The sequence below is a fragment of the Prevotella sp. oral taxon 313 genome, assembly GCF_003043935.1.
GTDB lineage: Bacteria > Bacteroidota > Bacteroidia > Bacteroidales > Bacteroidaceae > Prevotella > Prevotella jejuni.
Genome location: NZ_PYXE01000001.1, coordinates 3511640 through 3533056 on the forward strand (window position 1 = coordinate 3511640; position 21417 = coordinate 3533056).

At 37.9% G+C, this 21417-nt stretch carries 14 protein-coding genes, 5 tRNA genes and 4 pseudogenes; 13 read left to right on the forward strand and 10 right to left on the reverse strand.

Translation table 11 applies throughout. The features are described 5' to 3' along the window. The first annotated feature begins 1070 nt into the window (after positions 1-1070). The 9 genes from AXF23_RS13810 (at position 1071) to AXF23_RS13850 (ending at position 4427) form a co-directional block, all read left to right on the forward strand. A tRNA-Pro gene (locus tag AXF23_RS13810) sits at positions 1071-1144 on the forward strand. Positions 1145-1183: 39 nt separating this feature from the next. Further along, a tRNA-Gly gene (locus tag AXF23_RS13815) sits at positions 1184-1256 on the forward strand. Positions 1257-1300: 44 nt separating this feature from the next. Continuing rightward, positions 1301-1382: transfer RNA gene (locus AXF23_RS13820), tRNA-Leu, on the forward strand. Between the two features lie 30 nt (positions 1383-1412). Beyond that, positions 1413-1496 (forward strand) — tRNA-Leu (locus AXF23_RS13825). Positions 1497-1537: 41 nt separating this feature from the next. After that, positions 1538-1610, forward strand: a tRNA-Gly gene (locus AXF23_RS13830). Between the two features lie 33 nt (positions 1611-1643). Beyond that, positions 1644-2183 carry a hypothetical protein gene (locus AXF23_RS13835; RefSeq protein WP_107625709.1) on the forward strand — a complete coding sequence of 180 codons (540 nt, stop codon included), beginning with the start codon at positions 1644-1646 and terminating at the stop codon, positions 2181-2183. Positions 2184-2213: 30 nt separating this feature from the next. After that, complete coding sequence (locus AXF23_RS13840) at positions 2214-2621, forward strand: single-stranded DNA-binding protein (RefSeq protein ID WP_089366621.1); 408 nt, start codon at positions 2214-2216, stop codon at positions 2619-2621. Beyond that, positions 2621-3940 carry a gliding motility-associated protein GldE gene (gene gldE, locus AXF23_RS13845; RefSeq protein WP_107625710.1) on the forward strand — a complete coding sequence of 440 codons (1320 nt, stop codon included), beginning with the start codon at positions 2621-2623 and terminating at the stop codon, positions 3938-3940. Before AXF23_RS13840 ends, gldE begins: the two co-directional genes overlap by 1 nt. Continuing rightward, positions 3924-4427: a 4'-phosphopantetheinyl transferase family protein gene (locus AXF23_RS13850; protein WP_107625711.1), complete on the forward strand. Its 504-nt coding sequence runs from the start codon at positions 3924-3926 to the stop codon at positions 4425-4427. Before gldE ends, AXF23_RS13850 begins: the two co-directional genes overlap by 17 nt. A 1626-nt stretch (positions 4428-6053) precedes the next feature. On the opposite strand, the gene AXF23_RS13855 is transcribed toward AXF23_RS13850, so the two are convergent. From AXF23_RS13855 to AXF23_RS13870, 4 genes are read right to left on the reverse strand one after another with little or no spacing between them, the layout of a single operon-like run. Continuing rightward, the gene (locus AXF23_RS13855; RefSeq protein ID WP_107625712.1) at positions 6054-7331 is read right to left on the reverse strand and encodes a DUF4302 domain-containing protein; all 1278 of its coding nucleotides are present in this window, start codon (positions 7329-7331) and stop codon (positions 6054-6056) included. 9 nt (positions 7332-7340) lie between these two features. Next, positions 7341-8270 carry a zinc-binding metallopeptidase gene (locus AXF23_RS13860; RefSeq protein ID WP_107625713.1) on the reverse strand — a complete coding sequence of 310 codons (930 nt, stop codon included), beginning with the start codon at positions 8268-8270 and terminating at the stop codon, positions 7341-7343. A 17-nt stretch (positions 8271-8287) separates the two neighbouring features. After that, positions 8288-9865, reverse strand: a complete 1578-nt coding sequence (locus AXF23_RS13865) for a RagB/SusD family nutrient uptake outer membrane protein (protein ID WP_107625714.1) — start codon at positions 9863-9865, stop codon at positions 8288-8290. Between the two features lie 31 nt (positions 9866-9896). Beyond that, positions 9897-13205: a SusC/RagA family TonB-linked outer membrane protein gene (locus AXF23_RS13870; RefSeq protein WP_107625715.1), complete on the reverse strand. Its 3309-nt coding sequence runs from the start codon at positions 13203-13205 to the stop codon at positions 9897-9899. A gap of 1745 nt (positions 13206-14950) precedes the next feature. Between AXF23_RS13870 and AXF23_RS13875 the strand changes: the two are divergent. The 3 genes and pseudogenes from AXF23_RS13875 to AXF23_RS13885 form a co-directional block, all read left to right on the forward strand. Next, a pseudogene (locus AXF23_RS13875) lies at positions 14951-15220 on the forward strand (helix-turn-helix domain-containing protein). A gap of 3 nt (positions 15221-15223) precedes the next feature. Then, positions 15224-15532 carry a helix-turn-helix domain-containing protein gene (locus tag AXF23_RS13880; RefSeq protein ID WP_107625716.1) on the forward strand — a complete coding sequence of 103 codons (309 nt, stop codon included), beginning with the start codon at positions 15224-15226 and terminating at the stop codon, positions 15530-15532. Positions 15533-15882: 350 nt separating this feature from the next. Continuing rightward, positions 15883-16116 (forward strand): annotated as a pseudogene (locus tag AXF23_RS13885) (hypothetical protein); the annotation flags it as partial. A gap of 1063 nt (positions 16117-17179) precedes the next feature. On the opposite strand, the gene AXF23_RS13895 reads toward AXF23_RS13885, so the two are convergent. After that, a complete protein-coding gene (locus tag AXF23_RS13895) occupies positions 17180-17722 on the reverse strand; it encodes a hypothetical protein (RefSeq protein ID WP_146156749.1) in 543 nt (180 codons plus the stop codon). Positions 17723-17917: 195 nt separating this feature from the next. Next, complete coding sequence (locus AXF23_RS13900; RefSeq protein WP_107625719.1) at positions 17918-18241, reverse strand: hypothetical protein; 324 nt, start codon at positions 18239-18241, stop codon at positions 17918-17920. A gap of 568 nt (positions 18242-18809) precedes the next feature. On the opposite strand from AXF23_RS13900, the pseudogene AXF23_RS16410 reads away from it, so the two are divergent. Next, positions 18810-19109, forward strand: a pseudogene (locus AXF23_RS16410) (hypothetical protein); the annotation flags it as partial. Positions 19110-19154: 45 nt separating this feature from the next. On the opposite strand, the gene AXF23_RS16645 reads toward AXF23_RS16410, so the two are convergent. From AXF23_RS16645 to AXF23_RS13920, 4 genes and pseudogenes are all read right to left on the reverse strand, one after another. Then, positions 19155-19463, reverse strand: a complete 309-nt coding sequence (locus AXF23_RS16645; RefSeq protein ID WP_107625720.1) for an IS1/IS1595 family N-terminal zinc-binding domain-containing protein — start codon at positions 19461-19463, stop codon at positions 19155-19157. Continuing rightward, positions 19463-20023 carry an electron transporter RnfC gene (locus AXF23_RS13915; RefSeq protein ID WP_233251317.1) on the reverse strand — a complete coding sequence of 187 codons (561 nt, stop codon included), beginning with the start codon at positions 20021-20023 and terminating at the stop codon, positions 19463-19465. The genes AXF23_RS16645 and AXF23_RS13915 overlap by 1 nt, the downstream gene beginning before the upstream one ends. Continuing rightward, on the reverse strand, positions 20008-20577 hold the full coding sequence (locus tag AXF23_RS16415; protein ID WP_370445516.1) for a cell wall hydrolase: 570 nt from the start codon (positions 20575-20577) through the stop codon (positions 20008-20010). Before AXF23_RS16415 ends, AXF23_RS13915 begins: the two co-directional genes overlap by 16 nt. A 99-nt stretch (positions 20578-20676) precedes the next feature. Continuing rightward, a pseudogene (locus AXF23_RS13920) lies at positions 20677-21324 on the reverse strand (RHS repeat domain-containing protein); the annotation flags it as partial. Positions 21325-21417 lie beyond the last annotated feature (93 nt).

Consider the following 21417-nt stretch of genomic DNA (forward strand, 5'->3'; position numbering starts at 1 on the left):
ATGATGGGCTGAGAGGACAAACTACGAATTGCACGAATTATGTTAATAAGAGGGTGATAGACTTGAATAATGCTATTTGTGTAAGATGGAATGTTGTCGTGAAAAGGTGAGGGTGCTGTAAAGAAGATTAAAACTGATATATTGAAAAACCATTACATAGAACCAAGTTAAATACCCTCAAAAGAGGACTATAATGTCTATTAACAACATGCCTATAACTTACAATAAATCAATTGATTACGAATAATGTTTGAGAATATGCTCTTCTTGCCTCAAGAAGGGCGTCTTCAACATGCAAGAAGAGCATGTTCTCGAACGAAGAAGGGCCTTTTCTTATATCACCTCAGAACCTTGCTTGAAAGAATAGGGGAGTGGTTTATAAAACATCTCTACAATCCCTGCTATCATGTATAGTGTTTCTTCTTACGCTATCAATCATTCTGTGGGAGCTTCTCGGAGAGTTTTCTTCAAAGAGCAATAAGGGGTTTTACATATAAGTAGCGGTTGCAAATCGTTGGATTTACTTCCTCTTCGAGACAACATGTGCTGATTAAAGGGAACAGGAGAAGAGGAAAGTCGTCACAAGGAGACTACTGTTGGAGACTGATAAAAGGTCAATGTTAATCGTATAGTTCTGTTTGTAGGAGTGATTTCAACCATTATATCCCTCTTAGCAAGGATGGTTGACGGGAGAAAAATTAGTAGTTGAGGTGGGGGAGGGGTTACTTCTTCTGACCTTATAAGCTCTATTACGCCACATGTCTGAAGCATAAACCTGCTCATTATACTCTAATTTTATTTGGAAAGAAAGGCGGTCTGTTCGTTAGATCTTAGTAGAGATAGGTTAGGAAAGGACATTTTTTTTAGTTTACATGGATATAGAGTGATGCTTTTATTATAGTTTGATAATCAATAGTTTATTTAATATTAGAGCAGAGAAAAGTTAACAGAATAATGCAAAAGCATTAATTTTTCTTGAAAAAAAACGTAGAAAAGTTTGGCAGTACAGAAAATATATAGTACCTTTGCACTCGCAATTCGGAAATGAGTTAATCATTAAAGAAAAGCAACGGGGCGTAGCGCAGCTCGGTAGCGCATCTGGTTTGGGACCAGGCGGTCGCAGGTTCGAATCCTGTCGCCCCGACTTCTTGTCTAACTCTTTAGAGAAAGAGAGACATTAAATGCGGCAATAGCTCAGTTGGTAGAGCACGACCTTGCCAAGGTCGGGGTCGCGAGTTCGAGTCTCGTTTGCCGCTCTTTGATATTCTGAAAGATATATAAGCTTTTGCTTTTAGTTTATGCCCAGGTGGCGGAATTGGTAGACGCGCACGTTTCAGGTGCGTGTGTTTCACGACGTGCAGGTTCGAGTCCTGTTCTGGGCACTTTTTTATTCAGAATGTCACGGACATGTTGGAGAGGTGGCGGAATTGGTAGACGCGCTACTTTGAGGGGGTAGTGAAAATTGTTTCGTGGGAGTTCGAGTCTCCTCCTCTTCACATAGAATAGTTTAGTAAGTTGTTATTACTTACCTTTTAATGCGGCAATAGCTCAGTTGGTAGAGCACGACCTTGCCAAGGTCGGGGTCGCGAGTTCGAGTCTCGTTTGCCGCTCTTTTAAAGAGAAACATACATAGCATTATCTTTATGAATTTATACTTACGATATTTCGATAATGAAGTATTAGTGCATAGCGTCGATGAAGCGTTAGATTTTCTAAGCTCTATACCAGATATTCAGCTTACTCCAGAGTTGGAAGATGATATTAGAAATTATGCTTCTAATGATGTTTTCTATCCTAAGCGTTATAAGGTGCGCCCACGTGTTTATTTTATTGTGATTAAGACAGAAGCGGCTACGATGATGGACTTCAAGCAAAAGAAGGCGCTTCGTCCAGCTGTTGATGGTATAGCCCGCAAGGATAGTCCTGCTATCATGCATCTTAATGAAGAACGTGAAGGTTGGTATGAAGGTGAACTTGATTTCAAGCGTGTTGTTCTAATCCCTACTTCTGGTAAGCACGAATATCGTGATACACATTTTGTTGCACAGTGCAAGGCTGTTTCTGGATGGGATTGCTATAATCGCATTGTAGAGTACTTAAAAGACAGAGTTGACAATAGAAGTCAATTCCCATCAGCCAAAGGTAAGAATTTTAAGTTTAGATATTTAGGTATGTGGAAGTAATTCCACATTCCTTTTTGTTATTATGCTTTTATGAATAAAGTAATGTTGATTGGCAATGTCGGTCGTGAACCAGAAGTGAAGTACTATGATACCGACCAGTGTGTAGCTTCTTTTACGTTGGCTACAACGGAACGTGGATATACACTTCCTAATGGTACTGTTGTGCCTGATCATACGGATTGGCATAATATTGTTCTATTCAAGGCATTGGCTAAGTATGCAGAGAAATATATTCATAAAGGTGATAAACTCTATATTGAGGGGCGAGTACGTTATCGTTCTTATGATGATAAGAAGGGGATACGACGACATGTAACTGAGATTTATGGTGACAATCTTGAATGGCTTGCTGCGCCTCGCAAAGCGGAAAATGTGTCTGGTGATAAGACTGACGATAGGTCCGCTGATACCATAGATGAAACTAATTTACCGTTTTAATGGATAGCTTTTTAGTAGATTTTTCTTCTTATATAAGTGTTAATCCAATAGATATCAATGTTGTTGTTGCTATTCTATTGGTTATTTTACTTCTTCTTTTGTCAGGTTTTGCAAGTGCATCGGAGATAGCTTTTTTTAGTCTTTCGCCTACTGATGTTGAATCACTTGATCCGGATAAAAGTTCTTCGGATAAGCTTATTGAACTGTTAAGGGATGATAGTGAACGTACATTGGCAACGGTGCTTATCACAAACAACCTTGTTAATGTGGCGGTCATCATGTTGTGTAATTACATCTTTGGCAGCTTGTTTACATTTGGTGCCGAATGGTTGCAATTCCTTTGTGTAACCATTTTGTTAACTTTCCTTCTTCTTCTTTTTGGTGAAATTATCCCGAAGGTTTATAGTAGACGTAGACCATTGGCTTTCTGTAGAAAAGCTGTTAAAGGTATTATGTTCTTCCGTCGATTGTTCTGGCCTATAGAGACGATACTTTTGAAGAGTGGTGCTTTTGCTGAGAAGGTTATCCAAAAAGAAAATAGACAATTGTCGGTTGATGAACTTGAACAAGCCTTAGAACTAACAGATAAAGAGGAGATTAAGGACGAGCAGAGTATGCTTCAAGGTATTATTCGTTTTGGTGATGAGACGGCTAAAGAGATTATGACTTCTCGTCAGGATATTGTTGATTTGGATATTCGCTGCTCGTATGATACTGTATTGAAGTGTATTGTAGAGAATAACTATTCTCGTATTCCTGTTTATCAAGATAACCAGGATAATATACGTGGCGTACTTTATATTAAGGATCTCTTACCTCATCTTTCTAAAGGGGCAAACTTTAGATGGCAAAGCTTAATACGACCACCTTATTTTGTACCAGAAACAAAGAAGATTGATGATCTCTTACGTGATTTCCAAGAGAATAAGGTTCATATAGCTATTGTGGTAGATGAATTTGGTGGTACAAGTGGTATTGTGACACTGGAAGATATCCTCGAGGAAATAGTTGGGGAGATTAATGATGAATTTGATGAAGACGAACGTAATTATACAAAGTTGGCCTCAAATACATATCTCTTTGAGGGGAAGACGCTCTTGAAGGATTTCCTTAAGATCCTTAATCTCCCTGATGATGAATTTGATGATATTGAAGGTGATGCTGATTCGTTAGCAGGATTACTTTTAGAAATTAAAGGCGACTTCCCTGCTGTACATGAGGTTTTAATGTATAAAGGTTATAAGTTTGAGGTCTTAGAAATAGAAGAACGGCGTATTAGTAAAGTAAAGGTTACTGTCTGTGGTGCGAATAACGAATGATGCTGAGGGCAAAGTAATCATAGGTTTGCTGGAGATTGATAAAGGAAAGCAGGCTGAGAAAGAAGGAGTACGTCGTATCCTAAAAGCAATTTTAGGCTTTGAGACACCTGTCTTACATAATGATGATGGTAAGCCAATGGTCGATGGATATCATATTAGTATCACTCATACTATTGGGTATGTTGCTGTAATTCTCTCTCGAAATTATGAGGTTGGCATTGATATAGAATACTTTTCTAACCGAGTTAATCGTATAGCATCTCGCTTTCTTAGGTGTGATGAAATGTTTACAAATACTTTGGATACGCTTACTGCTTGGTGTGCTAAAGAAACAATCTATAAACTCTTCTCTTCAGAACATTTGGCTTTGCAAGAGATTAAGGTGAATCCACAATTAAGAACTGTCACTAATCTTAGGCAGAGTCTTACTTTTGAGTTCAAATGTGAATGTACACCCAAGTATATCTTAACCTATACTTGGTATTAGTTTTACTTGTATTCTTTATTCTTTCGGAGTGTGAATGTAATGCTACAAAGAGCGTTGTTTTATTACGAAATAATGCCTTTGTTGGTAAAAAATGTTTAAATAATTAGTATAATTAGACTAAATACTTGACTTTCGTTTTCTTTTTACTTATATTTGTACCAGCCATTTAGTGGATAACATAATATATTTACCAATTAGTCTAATTAATAGGAGGTATTTAACATGAAAGAAAACAAAACACATGAATTCTTCGAAGACTATGACTTCGAGAATCAGAATAGTCGGGAACACACCAACACAGACCAAACGCTTGGTGGAGAGATCTGGTACAACTAAGTTGTATACATATTAGATTATATATAATACAATAAATAAGAACGCACTTATCCTATTAGTTTAAGTGTGTTCTTTTTAATATGTTCATTATTCGTTTACTATAAAAAGAGGTAGTGCCTTAAAATGACATCTCCTCTCTTTTGAAGAAACTGTCAAAGTTCTCTTTGTTCGAATTATCTATCTTTTTTTTGCAATAACAGTCGAGCTTTTTTGAAGAAGGCGGTAAGCCTTTTATGATGGACTTTTACTCCTCTTAGAAAAACGATTAACCTTTTCCATGCATACAGTCAAATCTATGTTTAATAAGTGGTGTAGCCTTTTATGGTGGTTTAAATCTCTCTTTGAAAAAAGATTAACCCCCTTCTATGGAAATGGAGAAATCTATGTTTAGGAAATGGTCAAGCCTTTTATGGTGAGTCATCACCACGCTTAGAATAATGATTAATCCTTTGCAAGCATACAGGCAAATCAATGATTAAGGAATGGTCAAGCCTTTTATGGTGTGTCATCACCACACTTAGAATAATGATTAATCCTTTGCAAGCATACAGGCAAATCAATGATTAAGGAATGGTCATGTTTTTTATAGTGAACCATCACCACGTTTAGAATAATGATTAACCCTTTGCAAGCATACAGGCAAATCAATGATTAAGGAATGGTCATGCTTTTTATAGTGAATCATCACCACGCTTTGAATAAAGATTAACCCTTTCTTTGTAAACGGTCAAATCTATGTTTAAGAAATGGTCAAGCCTTTTATGGTGAGTCATCACCACGCTTAAAATAATGATTAATCCTTTGCAAGCATACAGGCAAATCAATGATTAAGGAATGGTCATGCTTTTTATAGTGAATCATCACCACGCTTTGAATAAGGATTAACCCTTTCTTTGCAAACGGTCAAATCTATGTTTAAGAAATGGCCAAGCCTTTTGTGGTGGGTTATCACCACGCTTTGAACTATGATTTACCCTCTCAACGAAAATACTCAACGATTTTGAAGAAAGAAGTCAATCCTTTTTAAGAAAGAGCAGACCTTTTGGTAAAATCTATCACCCTTTTTTGTGAAAAGAGTTTACTTTCTTTTGCAAAAATAGTTGTTGCTTTACGACAAAACTATCGTACTTATTATTTACAAAGATAATCGAGTTTTATGAAAGAGCTGGCAATGCTTTTGTAAAGACATTCATCAGTTTTAAAAAGTTAGTGTTTTTTTACGGAAAGTGTATTGGGGGGTAGGAATAAAAAGAGGGAATGTGTTTATTTTGACACATCCCCTTTTTTATTTTAGAAATCAACACGCCAAACCCCTCTATCGAATACGAATGATTTATTAGGATCATCGTTACTTGTCATTCGTAAAGACGTTGGATGCTTTGAATCATTGATAGTTAATGTATAAGTCGTAGGATTACCATTGGTGAGGAAGGTGTTAGCTATATCCTTCAGTCTAAAATTATTATAGAAGTTAGTGCCATTCTTCTCATCAGCTGTTTTAGTTCTCGTTATAAAACCAGAGATGGTTAGCTGATCATTTCCACTTACACTATAATTTACTTTGACATCTCCCCAGCCATTCCCAACGTAAGATGAGAAGCTAAGATAACCTGGCTTGTTACTAAAGAAGAGAGTAACAATAGCATTATTCTGACTTGTTGCGTATGTGGCTACATCACGCCAAATGTTCACTTCTGCCGTACTACTATGAGTAGTATTAAATGACCAATCGTCGAGGAAAAGAGCTTCCAATGGAGTTGCTGCACGTGGACAAAGTTGTATTGTCTTGTCATTAACATCAAGCCATTTATCATCAGCAGAATAAGTAAAGCGGGTCATCTTCTTTCCATACAATGGACTCTCTCGAAGAATCTCCATACCTTCTTTTGTATAAATGAAAGGAATCTCTATAGTCTTGCCTTCTTTGCCGACGAAAGTTAACGTGTGATATTTCATTTCAACAGGATATGTCTCATTATCGATGATTAGATTATAACGCTCTGAATACATTGCTGAAGTTGTATTCTTAACATCTGCGAAGAAGTTAGCCCACGTTAGGTTTTCAGGCATTGGAGTTAGAACAACACGATCCCCATGTTTACGACCTTCGAGGACGACACTATCTTTTGAACAAGACATCACACGGAACTCAAAATCGCCTTCAAAACCTTTACCATTTTGTCCGATAGCCTTACCATTCAGTACTCCAACAGGATCAGAATACTTATGTAAAGCGCTATTAAAAGAGTCGAACGAAAGCAAGACACCTTGTCCCTGTTGAATCTTATAATGCGATGTTGCCTTCACATTCTCTGTTTCTTCTTCACAGAAAACATTATTATCTGTTCCAAACTTACAAAGAATATTGTATCCACCGAAGCCACCAGAACCTTGATAAGCCATTCGCCAGCCGTTAGGTGCCGCAGTCAAGATATCTTTTGTATTTTTGATAGACTCAGCAATACGTGCAGCTGAAGGCTTATTAAATGCATCTTCCACTTCTGGTGTGCAAGAAGCTACAAGTATAAATGCCGTTGTAGCTATTAATAACCTATATACATTTTTCATACTTAAATCTTAATTTAAAGTTTCCAGATCCAGACTATTAACTTCGCTTGCACGTCGCAGGACAATGGTACGAAGCTTATCAATATCTACCCCCCAAGAGTCCTTTAGATAACTACGAATGATACTCAACTTAGCGAGAATTGCCTTCTTACCAGTTTCGTCACCATTAGCAGCTACTGCCTGAGCAAGTCTTTTCTGCCACATTACATCAGTATCCGTTACATAACATGAGAACACTTCAGCGAAATCCTCGTTGTATTCGCTACTTGCATAACCTGTTACATAACCTTCTTTACCAGCATCTTCGTCTTTTACGTTTACCCAATCAGCAGAGTGATACTCCTTAGTGATTGTACGAAAATCAGTAGAGTAATCCTTCAACTGCGTAAGGATATGTGCGAACTCATGATGCATTGTATGGAAATAAGCACGATTTAAATCGAAATTACTACCCGAAGCAAATGGATTTGTTTGTTCAATATATAGATGTGCAGGGTCTAAGTAATTTACTTGGAAGAGATTCACACGAATACCACCTTCAGCAAAACCAAGGACAATAGAGCCGTCATTCTTATGTTGAGCAGAACCAATCAGCTGAAACTCTCTAAAGCAATGTTGTTTAAGAAAGTCAGGTCCCATCAACTCGGTATATGCATCAAGCCACACGTGTTTGATAATCTTAGCCAAGGCAATAGACTTCTTAATGTCTGCAGGGCTAACATTATAGCCCATGTCACTATTCTGGTCAATATAAAGATAATTGAACCGAATGTTGTAAGGTTCAGTATAATTTTTATTTAACCACTTATCAAATGCTGTTGAGTCTGTATTCTCCTCTCGTGTAGGGAATATAGAGTTGTTCGCATCAACATCATCATTCGAACAAGCAACAGTCAATGCAGCTATTGCTGCGAAAAGAAATATTTTTATAGTATTCATACATTGTCCTCCCTTTTTTAATTCTCACGTGGATTAGGTTCCAGTCCAGCTTCGATTACATCAGAAGGTAACTGTAAAGCACCTCTGAGGTCACCCGATTTGAAGTAGACAGGATCTTCACCATCAATGAGGTGAGTTATTCTAATACCATAACGTTTGATATCCATAAATCGCATACCCAGCTGGCAAGTCTCTATACGTCGCATCTGTAGCAAGATATAAAGTAGGTTAGTCTGGGTTTCGTCAATTGAGAAGCCTTGTGGGTGCAATGCTTTCTTAAAACCAAAGTCTGATTTATTCGTGATCTCTTCTGGCACCAAAGGTACTGTTGCTAAGAAATCATTCACAGATTGTAGAGTCAGTGTAGGACGAGTTGCTGTTACCACGCCATTTTTCTCTACATTAGGAGCACAGTGTGCGTTAATCCATAGATTCATATCATTCAGTGCCTCCGTGTACTTCTTCAAGTGGATTTCCGCTTCAGCGCGAACAAGCAGTGTTTCGTCAGCTGTGAGCACAGCATCAACAGTACGAATATATCCTCTACTCCTTGCAGCATCAGTATACTCAAACTCATTAGACAAACGGGGGTAAGCAATCTGCTGGCTATTACCATAGAGTAAGTGCGACTCATAAAGCGTGTTATCAACAGAGCCTGCTCCCCATGGCATCTTTGTCCAGTAGAGTTCATTAAGAATAACATTGTAACCTGAATTAAAACGCTGATATCCTCCATAGAAAGTGGCAGCACCAGCAGAAGACACTGCTGTCTGTAGCATAAAGTTAGCATTCTCACTTGAGTTAATGTAAGCATCGTGAATAGCCCATCTTCCTCCGAGAGTCTTATAACGATATACTGTGCGTAAGAGAGAAGCAGGCTGAGAGCCTAATGCTTTAGAAGCATATTCAGCAGCTTTATCCCATTTCTGGTAATAGAGATTGAAGCGTGCTGCGAACGCGTATGCTGCTTTCAGATTAAAGTGATATTTAGGTACTGTCATATAAGATTCGCTTACATGAGGTAAAGCAGCTTCAATATCAGCATTAATATTCTCATAGAGTTCACGAAGTGTGCCACGTGTATCTATTGAGCGGTTAGGCTCTTTTGGATAAGGCAATCCAAGATACTTATCAGCCTTAGAGTCGTCATACGCCATACAGAAAGCGGTTGCGAGTCGGAACATTGACCATGCTCGACAGAGTAAAGCCTCAGCTTTCACAGCCTCAACATCTCCATCTTTCACCTTGCTAAGGTCAGCAATAGCCTGATTAGCATTTCCGATAGCATAATACATCTTTCCCCAGACATATCGTGGGTCATCGTTTCCTGTAGTATTCACGTCTTTCCAACGAAATAGTTGGTCTTGATTTGTTTGATAATTGAAAGTTTTTCCATTATCCATTACGTTATCACTACAATACTCCATCATATAATCAGTTGACCCATCAGGATAAGCTGACGACACCAACTGTGTAGCCTTTTCAAAGTCGTCTACCTCAGCTCGATCATCAGGCAACTTATCCAAGAAATCATTACAGGACGAGAATGTAAACAGTAATCCCACTCCTGCCAATAGAATATTTATCTTTTTCATTTTGTAGTTCTCCTAATTATATATGTTTGTATCAGATTCCGAGACGCAATGTCAGTGTGAGCTGACGAGGAACAGGTAGAGCCACACCACCTGCATTATAGAATTCAGGGTCCTGACCATTGAGTTTCTTATCAGAATAAATCAAGAAGAGGTTAGTAGCCTGGAGCTTTAAGCTCAATGAACTTAATGAAAGATGTCTTATCATCTGTACAGGGAAATCATAACTCAGTGATATTTCCTTCATACGAATAAAGTCTCCTTTGGCAATACGCTCCGTTGAGTAGTTGTATGCGTTATAAGCACGATACAAATAGCCATCTTGTTGTAATGATCTAAGGTCAGCTATAGCAGGGATATTCGTATGCTTCTCATCACCAGCCTCAGTCCATCGATTACGGAACTCCTTAGGCATTGCAGACATATCAGAATAGCCTGTGCTAAAGAATGGGTCAAGGCGTACCTTATTACCAAAAGCGTAAGTGGCAAAGATACTCAAGTGCCAGCCTTTATAAGAGAATGTGTTACCAAATGAGCCTGTAATCGTTGGATCTGTTGGACCCTCATAGACTAAATGGTCGAGGTTATAGCTTTGGAAATCCACACCACTTGTTGTAAGGTTACCATTCTGGTTGATAACCTGTGGTATTCCATGCTCGTTAAGTCCCTTGAAATCCCAAGAGAAGAGTGCACGATAAGGATAACCTACCATTGTGAAACCGCCTCCACTCACCATTGACATAATACGTGAACGGCTATCGAGGTCGGTTACACGTGTATTTACATGAGAGAAGATAAAGTCAGTAGTCCATTGGAAATTCTTCGTCATGATGTTCTTACTTGAGATAGACAGTTCCTCACCATGCGACTTCATACTTGCAACGTTAGCATATTCAGTAATTGTACCCTTCGTACCATTTGTCGTACGTGGACCAATAAGGTCGTAGTTATTACGTGTGTACCAGTCGAATACAACATTCAAGCGGTTATTCAAGAATCCTAAGTCTACACCAATGTTAAACTCATGTTTCTTTTCATAAGTAAGATCAGGGTTAGCAAAGTGCCAAATCTCTAATCCAGACTCTTTATCAATAGCAAAAGGACGCCAGAAATTTGTACTTGTAATCATCACCTGCGAATTGGTAACAGCAGGTTTATCACCCGTCAGAGAGTATGACATACGTAAGGTAGCGTGTGTCATTGCACTCTTAAATGTCTTTTGGAACCATGGCTCCTCATGTGCATTCCACACACCTGACACGTTCCATGTAGGTAGCCATCGAGCCGTGCGAGCTTTACCGAGTCGGTTACTTCCTTCATAACGAGTTGTAAAGTTGGCAGCATAACGTCCCTTCCATGAATAGTTTGCTGTACCGAAGAAAGACACGTCACGGTTGTAGCTATTAGAGAGACTATAATACAACATATTCTCTTCTACAGCATGCTTGAAATAATGATAGTCGTAATTAGCTAAGAAACCTAATCCGTACTGCATACCCACGCCTTCAAAGAAACTACGGTTACGTTTTGTATTGTTAATCTCCATACCTCCATAGAGGTTCAAGATATGTTTCTCGTTGAATACATCATTATAGCTTGCCGTTGCACGGAAGTCCCAGCTATTCATGCGATACTTTGTTTCGTCATAGAAACCTCCCTTAGGTAATACAGAGTATTTCAAAGAGTTAGGCTGGTCTGGATCAAGATACAACCAAGGGTTCGCATTGCGAATAGTAGCGTCGTCCATAGCGCGATAAGCCATAGCCATGTTAGAGCCTTCACGAATCTGGTAAGCTTGAGAAGTGATAGAATACTTATATGCACCAAGGAGAGCGATTTGTACCTTACTGATAGGTTTATACTTCAATTCTGCTTGCATCTTCAAATCGAGAACATCAAAGTCAATGAAATTATTTGCTAACTCATGATGTATATTAAAAGGTGCATAGTTGCGAACATAGAAAGTATTTGGATCTAAGGCACGTGAGGTGTTAATAGCATAAGAATAAGGATTGATGTCAAAGCCACGATTTACCTCACCCGTTACCACGTTTACATCTTGATTAACTGAACCAGGGGCACGTTGCTTACGATATGAAGTGTTACCAATAAGATTTAAGGAAACTTTCTTACTTAGGTTATAGTTTGCATTGACAGAGTAAGTCATACGACGAACCTTGCTCTGCTCAGTCCATCCTGGGTCATCCATGAATGAGAATGATGTATAATATTGAGCTTTCTCCGTACCAGATGACATAGAGATAGAATGGTTCATAGAGACAGAATTGCTGAAAAGCTCTTTGAACCAGTTGGTATTACGCATCTCTGCTTCACGAAGATAATCATTAATAGCAGTTGGGTTATTTGCAATACCAAATCGTCCGTTAGTTTCATCGTAAGTATTCAGCAGTGTGTACATCTTACCGTAGATACCACTTGTGGCTGCACGCATCGTGCGTGAAAAGGAGAATAAGCCATCAGCAGCCATCTCTTTATAAATACCCATTTGTTCCTGTGAGTTCATGATATTAAATTGTGAGTAGCTTGGACGCATACGCATCGTAAACTCACCGGTATAGCTAATACGGTTATTACCAGCCTTACCTTTCTTTGTTGTCACAACAATCACACCACCCATGGCACGTGCACCATAGATAGATGTTGCAGAACCGTCCTTCAGAATCTGGAAGCTTTCGATGTCGTCAGCATTTAGTCCTGCAATAGCAGAAGAGATAAGTGTTGCAGCATCTCCTGATGACAAGTTGTCGGCATTGACCTCTGTTACATCTTCCATGATGACACCATCAACTACCCAGAGTGGTTTTGAGGAACCATAGATAGAGGTAGCACCACGTACACGAATCTTCGGTGCCGTACCGAATGTTCCTGACACGTTTTGAACACTCACACCTGCCGCACGACCTTCGAGCGAACGACTCACGTCTGCCATACCATCGAGTTTTGCTTTTGAAGCATCAATCTTGGTGGCTGCACCAGAGAAGAGTCGTTTGTCTTGTTGGGTCATACCCGTTACGACAACTTCCGTAAGCTGATGGTCGTCATTGCTTAGGGCAACCTTCATGCCGTCTTTAGGCGTAAGGGTCTGTGTGACCATACCAATGTAACTGACTACGAGTTTCTTTCCTGCAGGGACATCGATTGAGAAACGGCCGTCTATATCAGTGACAGTACCCGTCGTAGTACCTTGTACCATGACAGACGCACCGATGATGGCTTCTCCATCTCCCTGAGAAACTACGGTTCCATTAATCTTTGTCTGTCCGAATGCTGTGCCTAACGACAGAATCAGACCAAACAAGAATAGAGCAATTCTTTTTTCCATAGATCTCTTGTGATTATTAAAACATTTTTGAATAACTGTCTTGTTAAACTATACGTATTTTATTCTTCGCTGAAATCTTATATTAGAATAGGTATATAAACTTTAAAAGATTGTTTAGGTTCTACAATAGATAAAGAGTATTACGTCTATTGGCCACAAAGATAATTATTATTTATTGAGATTGCAAACTTTTTTTGTCCTATATTACATTTTATATTAAAATTTCCTTTAATTCCATAACTGCATACTTCGTTTCTCCTTAATAAAAGACATGTGTTTTTGAGTGAAAGCCCTTTTGTTTCATTCAAGAATTAAAAATGTAGTTGACTCCTATCTTTGTTATTCTACGTTTAACACCTATCATTATAATTTCTTGCCGTCAGTGCACTCTTTGCTATGTTTCAGCTGTGGATTTTGTGTCCTACAAATCTTAGTCCTTCTAAATGGTTTTTACTTTTAAAAAGATCTTCATATATAATGAATGGTGGAGCATACAAAAGTAAGAAGGGTTATGTTTCAAGCTCTTTCCCTTCTCCATTATTTCCCTTCGGTCATTGATTGTAGGCGTGGAGAAGAGTAGGAGCAGAGTCCTGTAGATTGTAGGGGTGAGTCTAATAGGAGACGAGGTGAAACTAATTCTTTTGCTCTATACATACAAGGTCATGTCGAGCTTAACCCTGTCCGACATCTCCTTTCATTCAGAAAAGGGTGGGGGAGAGAGTGAATATCTTATTCTTGTTGTCAATATTCTTTGTGCCTTCAAATCATACACATGCCCTTTGAGCAAATAGAAAAGGCTTAATTAGATTGCAGAACATGCCTTTCTTGTGTGTTGAACACGCCCTTCTTGGAGCAAGAAGAGCACTTTCTTTAATGCCTTTTTTAACCTGTTGATTCTATGTATGTTATAAGCGCTGATTTAATAACTATTATACCCAATCTTAAGGATTTATCATCCGTCCTTTTATAATATCTTTTTATTCTTCTTAGTGATATCTTTGGCATATAGAACAATTATTTTGATACGCTTATAGAGATGTAAGTAAATGTAGTAAGAGATATACCTCTCGCAGAATATAACAAAGCCTCGCGTGTAAAATCATTTCTACTACTGAACTCTATGAATGCCCGAACGAATACGGCATACTCAGGCTCTTTGGACGCAAGCGCATAGAATAAACATTCTACCTGCCAATTGTACGGACGATTTATCTATCTAACTACAGAGAGATAGATAAATCTTACGTTCGTCCAAACGGTCTATCGTTCGAACTATCTATTTATCGAACTATCGGACGACCGATATGTTGAATTGTCGAACTCTCGCGAGTTACCTGCTTTCATTTTCGTTGATATGAAACGAACCGGAACCTCTTCTCATTACCGCAATCATACCATTCTTATACAGAACATAAGAGTTTTTCAGCGACAGCTCCAAATCTGATAGGGAAAGCTAACAGCCTTTGCGCTTAAAGTTTATGAGCTTTCTATGAAAAGCTTATAAGTAATCTGACAAAAGCTTATAAGTTATTTACAAAAAGCTTAAGAGCTTTTTGATGAAAGCTTAGGAGCTTTTCAGACTGACAAACTAATTTCTCTTCTCATCCTTCTATTTCCTTGCTTTTCTGCGTTGCTTTGTTCAATGCAGTTCTACGCTTACCTTTGCACACAACTATAGTGGCAACAGACTGTATATGAGTTTGTTTGCCGAGTAACAATAACGTAATCAAAACAAAAAGAAAGCAATGAAACTCATCATTATCGACCGCAAGGCATGGGAGCAGCACTGCTCCGACTTTGCAGACTTTGTCCATCGTATCGAACAATTCATCGGCAATCCGCCCGAAACAGACGAATGGCTCAACAACGAAGCCGTATGTCGCAGACTCGGCATCAGCAAGCGTACCCTGTAATCTTATCGGGATACAGGCATAATACCCTTTTCCATCATTGGGCATAAGTGTTATTATAAGGAGAGTGACATCACAGATTTACTGAACGCAAAAAGTGAATGAACTATGACAGAGAACGAAATCGTTACACAGAAAGACTCTCAGATGCAGATGTTTGCACAGCTGATGCAGGGCACATTGAAGAAGTTGGAGCGTTATTGCTTGGCGGCTCGCCCTATGCTTGGCGGAGAGGTTTACCTCACGGGCGAGGAAGTTTGCAGTCTGTTACGTCTGAGTACCCGTACACTTCAAGACTATCGGGACAGCGGAACGATTGCCTATTGCAAAATCGGAGGCAAGATACTCTACAGGCAAAGCGACATACAAGCCATGCTCGAAAGGCACTATTACCCAATACGCAAGAAGGAAGGCTAACAAAACGTGTCGCAAGAAGTCATAACTTAAGTCAAGGGTATGGTCAAGAATAAAGTAAATCAATAAGTCAGCTGGTCAGTAAGTTAGTTTTAACTCAGGTCAAAATTGACTCACTGACCAAACTACAGACTTAACTCAGTTGACAAGTCGATAAATCGATAAGTCAAGAAATCGACAAGTCGATAAGTCTGAACTTTGGTCAAGAAATATCGGGAGGTAATATCAACAGCAAAAGTATCATTTCTTTATACTGGCAAGGCGTGTCTTTGTACCACAAATTGCCATTTGTACCACAAAGACCCTTGCCCCAAATGGGGGTTAAATCACTCCAAAGTCGTGATTAAAAAGCAATGAAAAAGCAGAAACAAAAGAAGCCAGACGGCAGATGTGCCACCTGCCCAAGATGGGACAGATGGCACATCAGAATACCGAACCCCGAAGACCAGCAGAAACTTATCAGACTTTACCGCAAGTCGGGAGCAAAGACAAAGAGCGACTTTGTCCGAGCAAGGCTTCTTGGTGAATCTTTTAAGGTCATCACCCAAGACCCTGCAAAAGAACCTTACTTGGAGAAACTATCAGAAGAGTCTGATTACACTCTCTTTTGCTGAACCTAAATAATCATATTCAATAACATTGACATGGTTATCACTATTCACAATTCAATCATAAATCCCAAGAGAAGAGTATAGAGTCCGCTTCACACTTTGATAGTACGATATCAACGCTATTATATAATTTTTTAATTCGAGAAGGGCTGTTACTACTATTGTAATTTCTTTTAGCAGTATGATAGACGTATTCCCATTTCTTTTTTTCGAAATAGTATGTAATAGTCAAAGACTCTCGTATACTTCCATCTATCGTCATGTAAGTTTTGTCTCCCAAATATATATCACTTTCACAAATTATCCTATTGTTCTTTATTAAATTGCGCTTTTGAAAATAACAAGGTACTCCGTCCTTTTTTTGCGGATTAACCCAAGTACCTCCCTCAGATGTATAGGAGGGGTAGTATTTCCAAGAAGAATCCAATAGAGGTAACTTTATAATACTCCTTTGGTCGTTAAAATTTATGCCATATCTATTCTGTTTATCAGCACAGCCAAATATTATTAATATGACGCATAAAGAGCAAATCATACATTTTAGTCTTCTATCCTTACTATTTCTGTCCATTTTCATATTTCTTTAATGTTACCACCGAGTCTTATACCTTCTCCTCTCATTTTGTAGGGTATAATGGCATCGTGTTATCCATCATGATTATTATCTTTTCGCAATCGGGAGCCAGACTCCCATCCTGTTGTATTTGTGACAGTATCATTTTAATTATAATTTCCATCTTTATTTTTCCTAATACCCACATTTGTATTATAACTTCTTATGAAAGAAGTTACAACATTACCATCCAATAATCCCTTCATAAAATTCTTTTTTACCATAGACCCAAGTATCGTTCATAATAGTACCTGCCTTAGCATTCACTACAAGGTTTTGCAAACGTCTGCGTGTAGAGTAGTAGCTGTAGAAGGTTTCCGCTCCGTTGCAATACTTCAAGTAAGTGCGCTGCTCAAACTTGTCGTAGCCAACCTTTAGCGTTTATAGAAAAAGCTGTGTTGAATGGATTAATGAAAGGCAGAATAATTAACGATTAATATGTTTATTTAAATATAAGATATCACCTCTTGGAATGGAATCCTTTATAGTATATGGAATAAATAACTGAACAGGAATAGTATCAGTTATTTCAAATTTGGTTGTATAATTTGTTTCCTTATTGTAAATACAAATTGTGTTTGATTGAACATTTACAGAATAAATATTACTTAAACCAGTAAATTCACCATATAACTTATTATTTAAAAATAACACAATGGAAACGTTAGATCTTTGGGAGTCAAATTCTTGCCCTGATAAAATTGTCTTTTGCAATAACTCATAATGTTCATTTTCTAATTGCAATGAGCCCAAGAATTTTAATTGATAATCGTTTACTAAAGTATTGGTTCTTTCCTTTAAAGAAAAAACAATATTCTTATTTTGATACGTTAAACACATCGTTTCTAAATCAACAACTACATCGTCTATTGAATAGGATGTGTTTATATTCTTGTTTTGACTGCCATTTGTACAGCACACAAATAGTATTGCTATAATAGTGCATAATGTTAATTGCATTTCTCTCATATTCATCATTAAATATTAGAGGGGGAAGAGAGCGCTCTCTGCTCTCTCTAAATTATTAGTTGCGTGGTTTCGCTTCTTTTACCATTGTTTCAATATCTTTTTGGTAGTTCTTTACGCCACCGGCATTAAAATTATTTGTTGCACTTCCCCAACCTCTAAACTCATACGATGGTTTGCCCGTACAACTTTTTTCATTCAATATTTGTTATTCTTTTTTTGACAACTCCGATTTAGATTATTACTATCTAACAAGCCTTTACATATATAGCCTACAACATACTCTATAGGTGTCTGTAGTTCAATATCATTGTTATCTAACAAATCGTTTATTAAATTATTTACTATACCCCAGGTTTTATCCTGCTCGTATTTTTTATATGGGTGTTGCATAATTTTTTGTTTTATTTTTAGATCAATTTGGTGATATTTGGTTACCATTATAATCAACCCTGTTAACCTTTTTCCTGTTTTAGGATTTGTAACATCATAATGGGTTTTATGTTTTCTGTCTTTTCCCAAATATTTCCTTTTTTATTTTTCCATTCCTGTCCATCACGTAATTTGGTTAGTTTAGCTGGAGGTTCTTTAGAATATCTTGGAGTGCTTGAATATCTACTACATTTTCTTGCAGATGTCCTTTCCTATTTTCCTAAATCCTTTGTGCCATTAATAGTCATCATTGAAGCAAGCTTAGTATTGTACTCGACTTGCACGATAATTCACATAGATGGCTTCATGCTCGCCACTCGTTTTCACTGTGCGCTTGCTATCGGCATCGTAGCAATGCGAGAATACATGCTGTTGTCGTCCACTGTAAGCGGATGATTTCTACATTGGCAAATGTATATAACATTCTTGAGAAATCCAAAGAAATCGAAATTTATTTTTGAGGTTTTTGTTTTATAGGACATCTTGCATCCCATGGCTATTTGAGAAGGCTTCGTTTTTACTAATTGCGACACTCAATTAGAACATATTACCAAGAAGGCATGTTCTGATTATCAACCTCTTGTCGATATTAATATCTCATTGAAAAGTGGCTTTGAAGTGATTTACTAACGAGAATGTAAGAAACTCAATGTTAATAATCCGAGCAAGGCTCTTGGGCGAAGATTTTAAGTTCATCACGAAAGACCCTTCAAAAGAAACTTACTTAGAGAACTAACAGAAATCGTTGCCTTGACTCATAAGATAGGTGTTCTGTACAACGAAATCGTGAAAATCCTCAATAATTAATCATTCTGTCGCCACTGCTCAACGACTGCTTGGAAAACTCGAAACCTATTACCAAACTCTCATCAGACTGCAACAGCAAGCAGTGCTGCTGACAAAATCCCTTGAGAGTAAACAAGAATGGATGCTGATAAATCATAATGCCCAACGTTAGTATCGTGCTGTGATTGCCCAATCCCTCTTTGGTCAGTTATCAATGTTAGGAAGATAGGCTTTGTATGTTGTAGACGGTAATAAAACGGTTTTGGCAATTCTTACATCGGTAGCGTTGTTTACCTATTACTACTTTTACCACTTTAATAATATTGTTTGAGTGGCAATGCGGACATTGAATCTCAATTCCCAATCTGGAGCATAAAGTGCCGAAGCGTTCTTGTATATTCACTTTTCTTTGTTTTGGGTTACAAATATAGAAAAAGGCAGAGAATTTTTCCCTGCCTTTATGCCTAATCTTTAATAATCTTTTGAAAATCAGGTGATTGTTTTGACCTGTCCCGTTTTTGAGCATTACAACCTATTCCCTATTCGTTGTATTACTCTATCTTTAAAGGTATAATAACTAAAAAATCTACCGTCCTCATAACGTATTATTTTTGAAATATTAGCTTTGTTAGTTACGATTCTAAAAGACTCGAAAGGACATCTTATTATCTCCCAGTTCCCAAGGCCATCGGTCTCATAAATTATAAAGAGCATAGAAGCCCCATACGTGGAACCCTTTACATACATTTCTATAGCATATACTTTATTATTAGGTTCGAAATAATATGATTTTAAAGAGATTTTTCCATCTTTAAAATCAATATTCCCCGCACCTGATATAGTTCCGATTTCCGAAAAGTTTTTACCATAATATCTAATCGTTTTGAACATCACATAATTATTAATAGTATCCTGATAAACATTTAAAAAGGAGGTTTTATTTTCTCCCAAAGGGAATTTTTGTACACATTGAAGTGAGTTGTCCTTTAAAGAACTAATTGATTCCCTTTGAGCATGGGTAACGGTTATATTAAATGACATAATTAATAACCACATACACTTTAAAATATTCATTTTCTTTGACATTTCTTTTTCGATTCTTTGTAAGTATACATCTTAATATATGATGCTCTAACTCCAGCTACGTATATTTCCTTTAACTTGTTAAAGTCCCATTTAGGGATGGTAGGATTACCTTTCTTATCCCTTGACATCGATCTTGGACTATAATATAACAAAGCCGATTTACTGATTCCCCGTTCACTTCCTTTATATACCTTGATAGCATTAGATAAACTTCTAACCCACGCATTATGATTCAGTTTGTCTAACTCGCCTTTATGCTTCCCACTTTGAATCTTAAGTGTCTCGCTAGGATTGGTATAGAAAATCCGATTATTGTCATTCTTATTTAATGAAGAGAACTGCCATGGTTGTGTTATAACACCCTCTATAGTATTTGGAAATTTATCAGACTCAACTCTGTTCATTACTATATCCATTCCTACTAGTTGCTCCGTAGAATTTCCCCCTCTAAATTCGGCATAACCAATTCTAGCTAATTGCCCAATGTTGCTATTTAAATTAATTTCAGATATTGAAGTTTTTTTATTAATCTTCCCATTGAGATAATCATTCATATTAAAATTACCTGTAACAGAATAAGCTTTACCATCGTTTATTTTATCATATCCCAAATAAATCCCAGAATTAGTGAAATAATCTCCTTTGCCATCTGGATCGTATAAAATTATAGGGTTATTATGGCAATATCCATAAGCTGATAGGTTAGGATAATCTTCTTCCAAGGGATCCGCACTCATCCACAAACTCAACCTCGGCTCATAATACCTCGCACCATAGTAATACATACCCGTCTCCTCGTCAAACTCCTTAGCGTTGAAGAGGTACGGCGTGTTCCACGTGTTGTTGCGCTCCTCTATGAACACCTCACCAAATGGTACATACTCGATGTACTGCGACACTTCTCCGTCAAGGTTGGTGATGTAACTACTGCTACCCAAGTGGTCAGGATGATAGTAGAACTGCATCTTCTCGTACGCATCCTTGTCATGGAAGTTGTCATTGGCAGCTTTCGCACCAGCCATCGCCCTTGTCTGCGCAGCTTCCGGCGTGCCATCGTTACAGCAGAATTGTCGTGCAAACGAGAGGAAAGTGAGCTTGCTCAAGCTTTCCCGAGTGCAGCCGACAATGTCTTTTAGACAAACCTAACCATTCACATAGTCGTCATTGTCCTTACCGTTATAAGGTTGGTCAAATGCCTTGTAATTGTCTTTAATGGATTGTAACTGCTGGTTGTACTTATCCTTGTAATTGATAGTCAAGCCATCAGCCTCATTGCCTGCATACGGTATTCGTCTTGGGTCTGTCTCTTATGTTCACCGATATATGCTGCTTTTTTGATTTTACTTCAAATTCAATCATAACTTCTTATTGTTTTTGGTTATCAATTATTTAAC

What these genes read in the sequence shown, in the direction of transcription:
- AXF23_RS13835 (WP_107625709.1), top strand. Translation starts at nt 1,644, where the DNA reads ATGAATTTATACTTACGATATTTCGATAATGAAGTATTAGTGCATAGC.
- AXF23_RS13840 (WP_089366621.1), top strand. Translation starts at nt 2,214, where the DNA reads ATGAATAAAGTAATGTTGATTGGCAATGTCGGTCGTGAACCAGAAGTG.
- gldE (WP_107625710.1), top strand. Translation starts at nt 2,621, where the DNA reads ATGGATAGCTTTTTAGTAGATTTTTCTTCTTATATAAGTGTTAATCCA.
- AXF23_RS13855 (WP_107625712.1), bottom strand. Translation starts at nt 7,331, where the DNA reads ATGAAAAATGTATATAGGTTATTAATAGCTACAACGGCATTTATACTT.
- AXF23_RS13860 (WP_107625713.1), bottom strand. Translation starts at nt 8,270, where the DNA reads ATGAATACTATAAAAATATTTCTTTTCGCAGCAATAGCTGCATTGACT.
- AXF23_RS13865 (WP_107625714.1), bottom strand. Translation starts at nt 9,865, where the DNA reads ATGAAAAAGATAAATATTCTATTGGCAGGAGTGGGATTACTGTTTACA.
- AXF23_RS13870 (WP_107625715.1), bottom strand. Translation starts at nt 13,205, where the DNA reads ATGGAAAAAAGAATTGCTCTATTCTTGTTTGGTCTGATTCTGTCGTTA.
- AXF23_RS13880 (WP_107625716.1), top strand. Translation starts at nt 15,224, where the DNA reads ATGACAGAGAACGAAATCGTTACACAGAAAGACTCTCAGATGCAGATG.
- AXF23_RS13895 (WP_146156749.1), bottom strand. Translation starts at nt 17,722, where the DNA reads ATGAGAGAAATGCAATTAACATTATGCACTATTATAGCAATACTATTT.
- AXF23_RS16645 (WP_107625720.1), bottom strand. Translation starts at nt 19,463, where the DNA reads ATGCTCAAAAACGGGACAGGTCAAAACAATCACCTGATTTTCAAAAGA.
- AXF23_RS13915 (WP_233251317.1), bottom strand. Translation starts at nt 20,023, where the DNA reads ATGTCAAAGAAAATGAATATTTTAAAGTGTATGTGGTTATTAATTATG.
- AXF23_RS16415 (WP_370445516.1), bottom strand. Translation starts at nt 20,577, where the DNA reads ATGAATGATTATCTCAATGGGAAGATTAATAAAAAAACTTCAATATCT.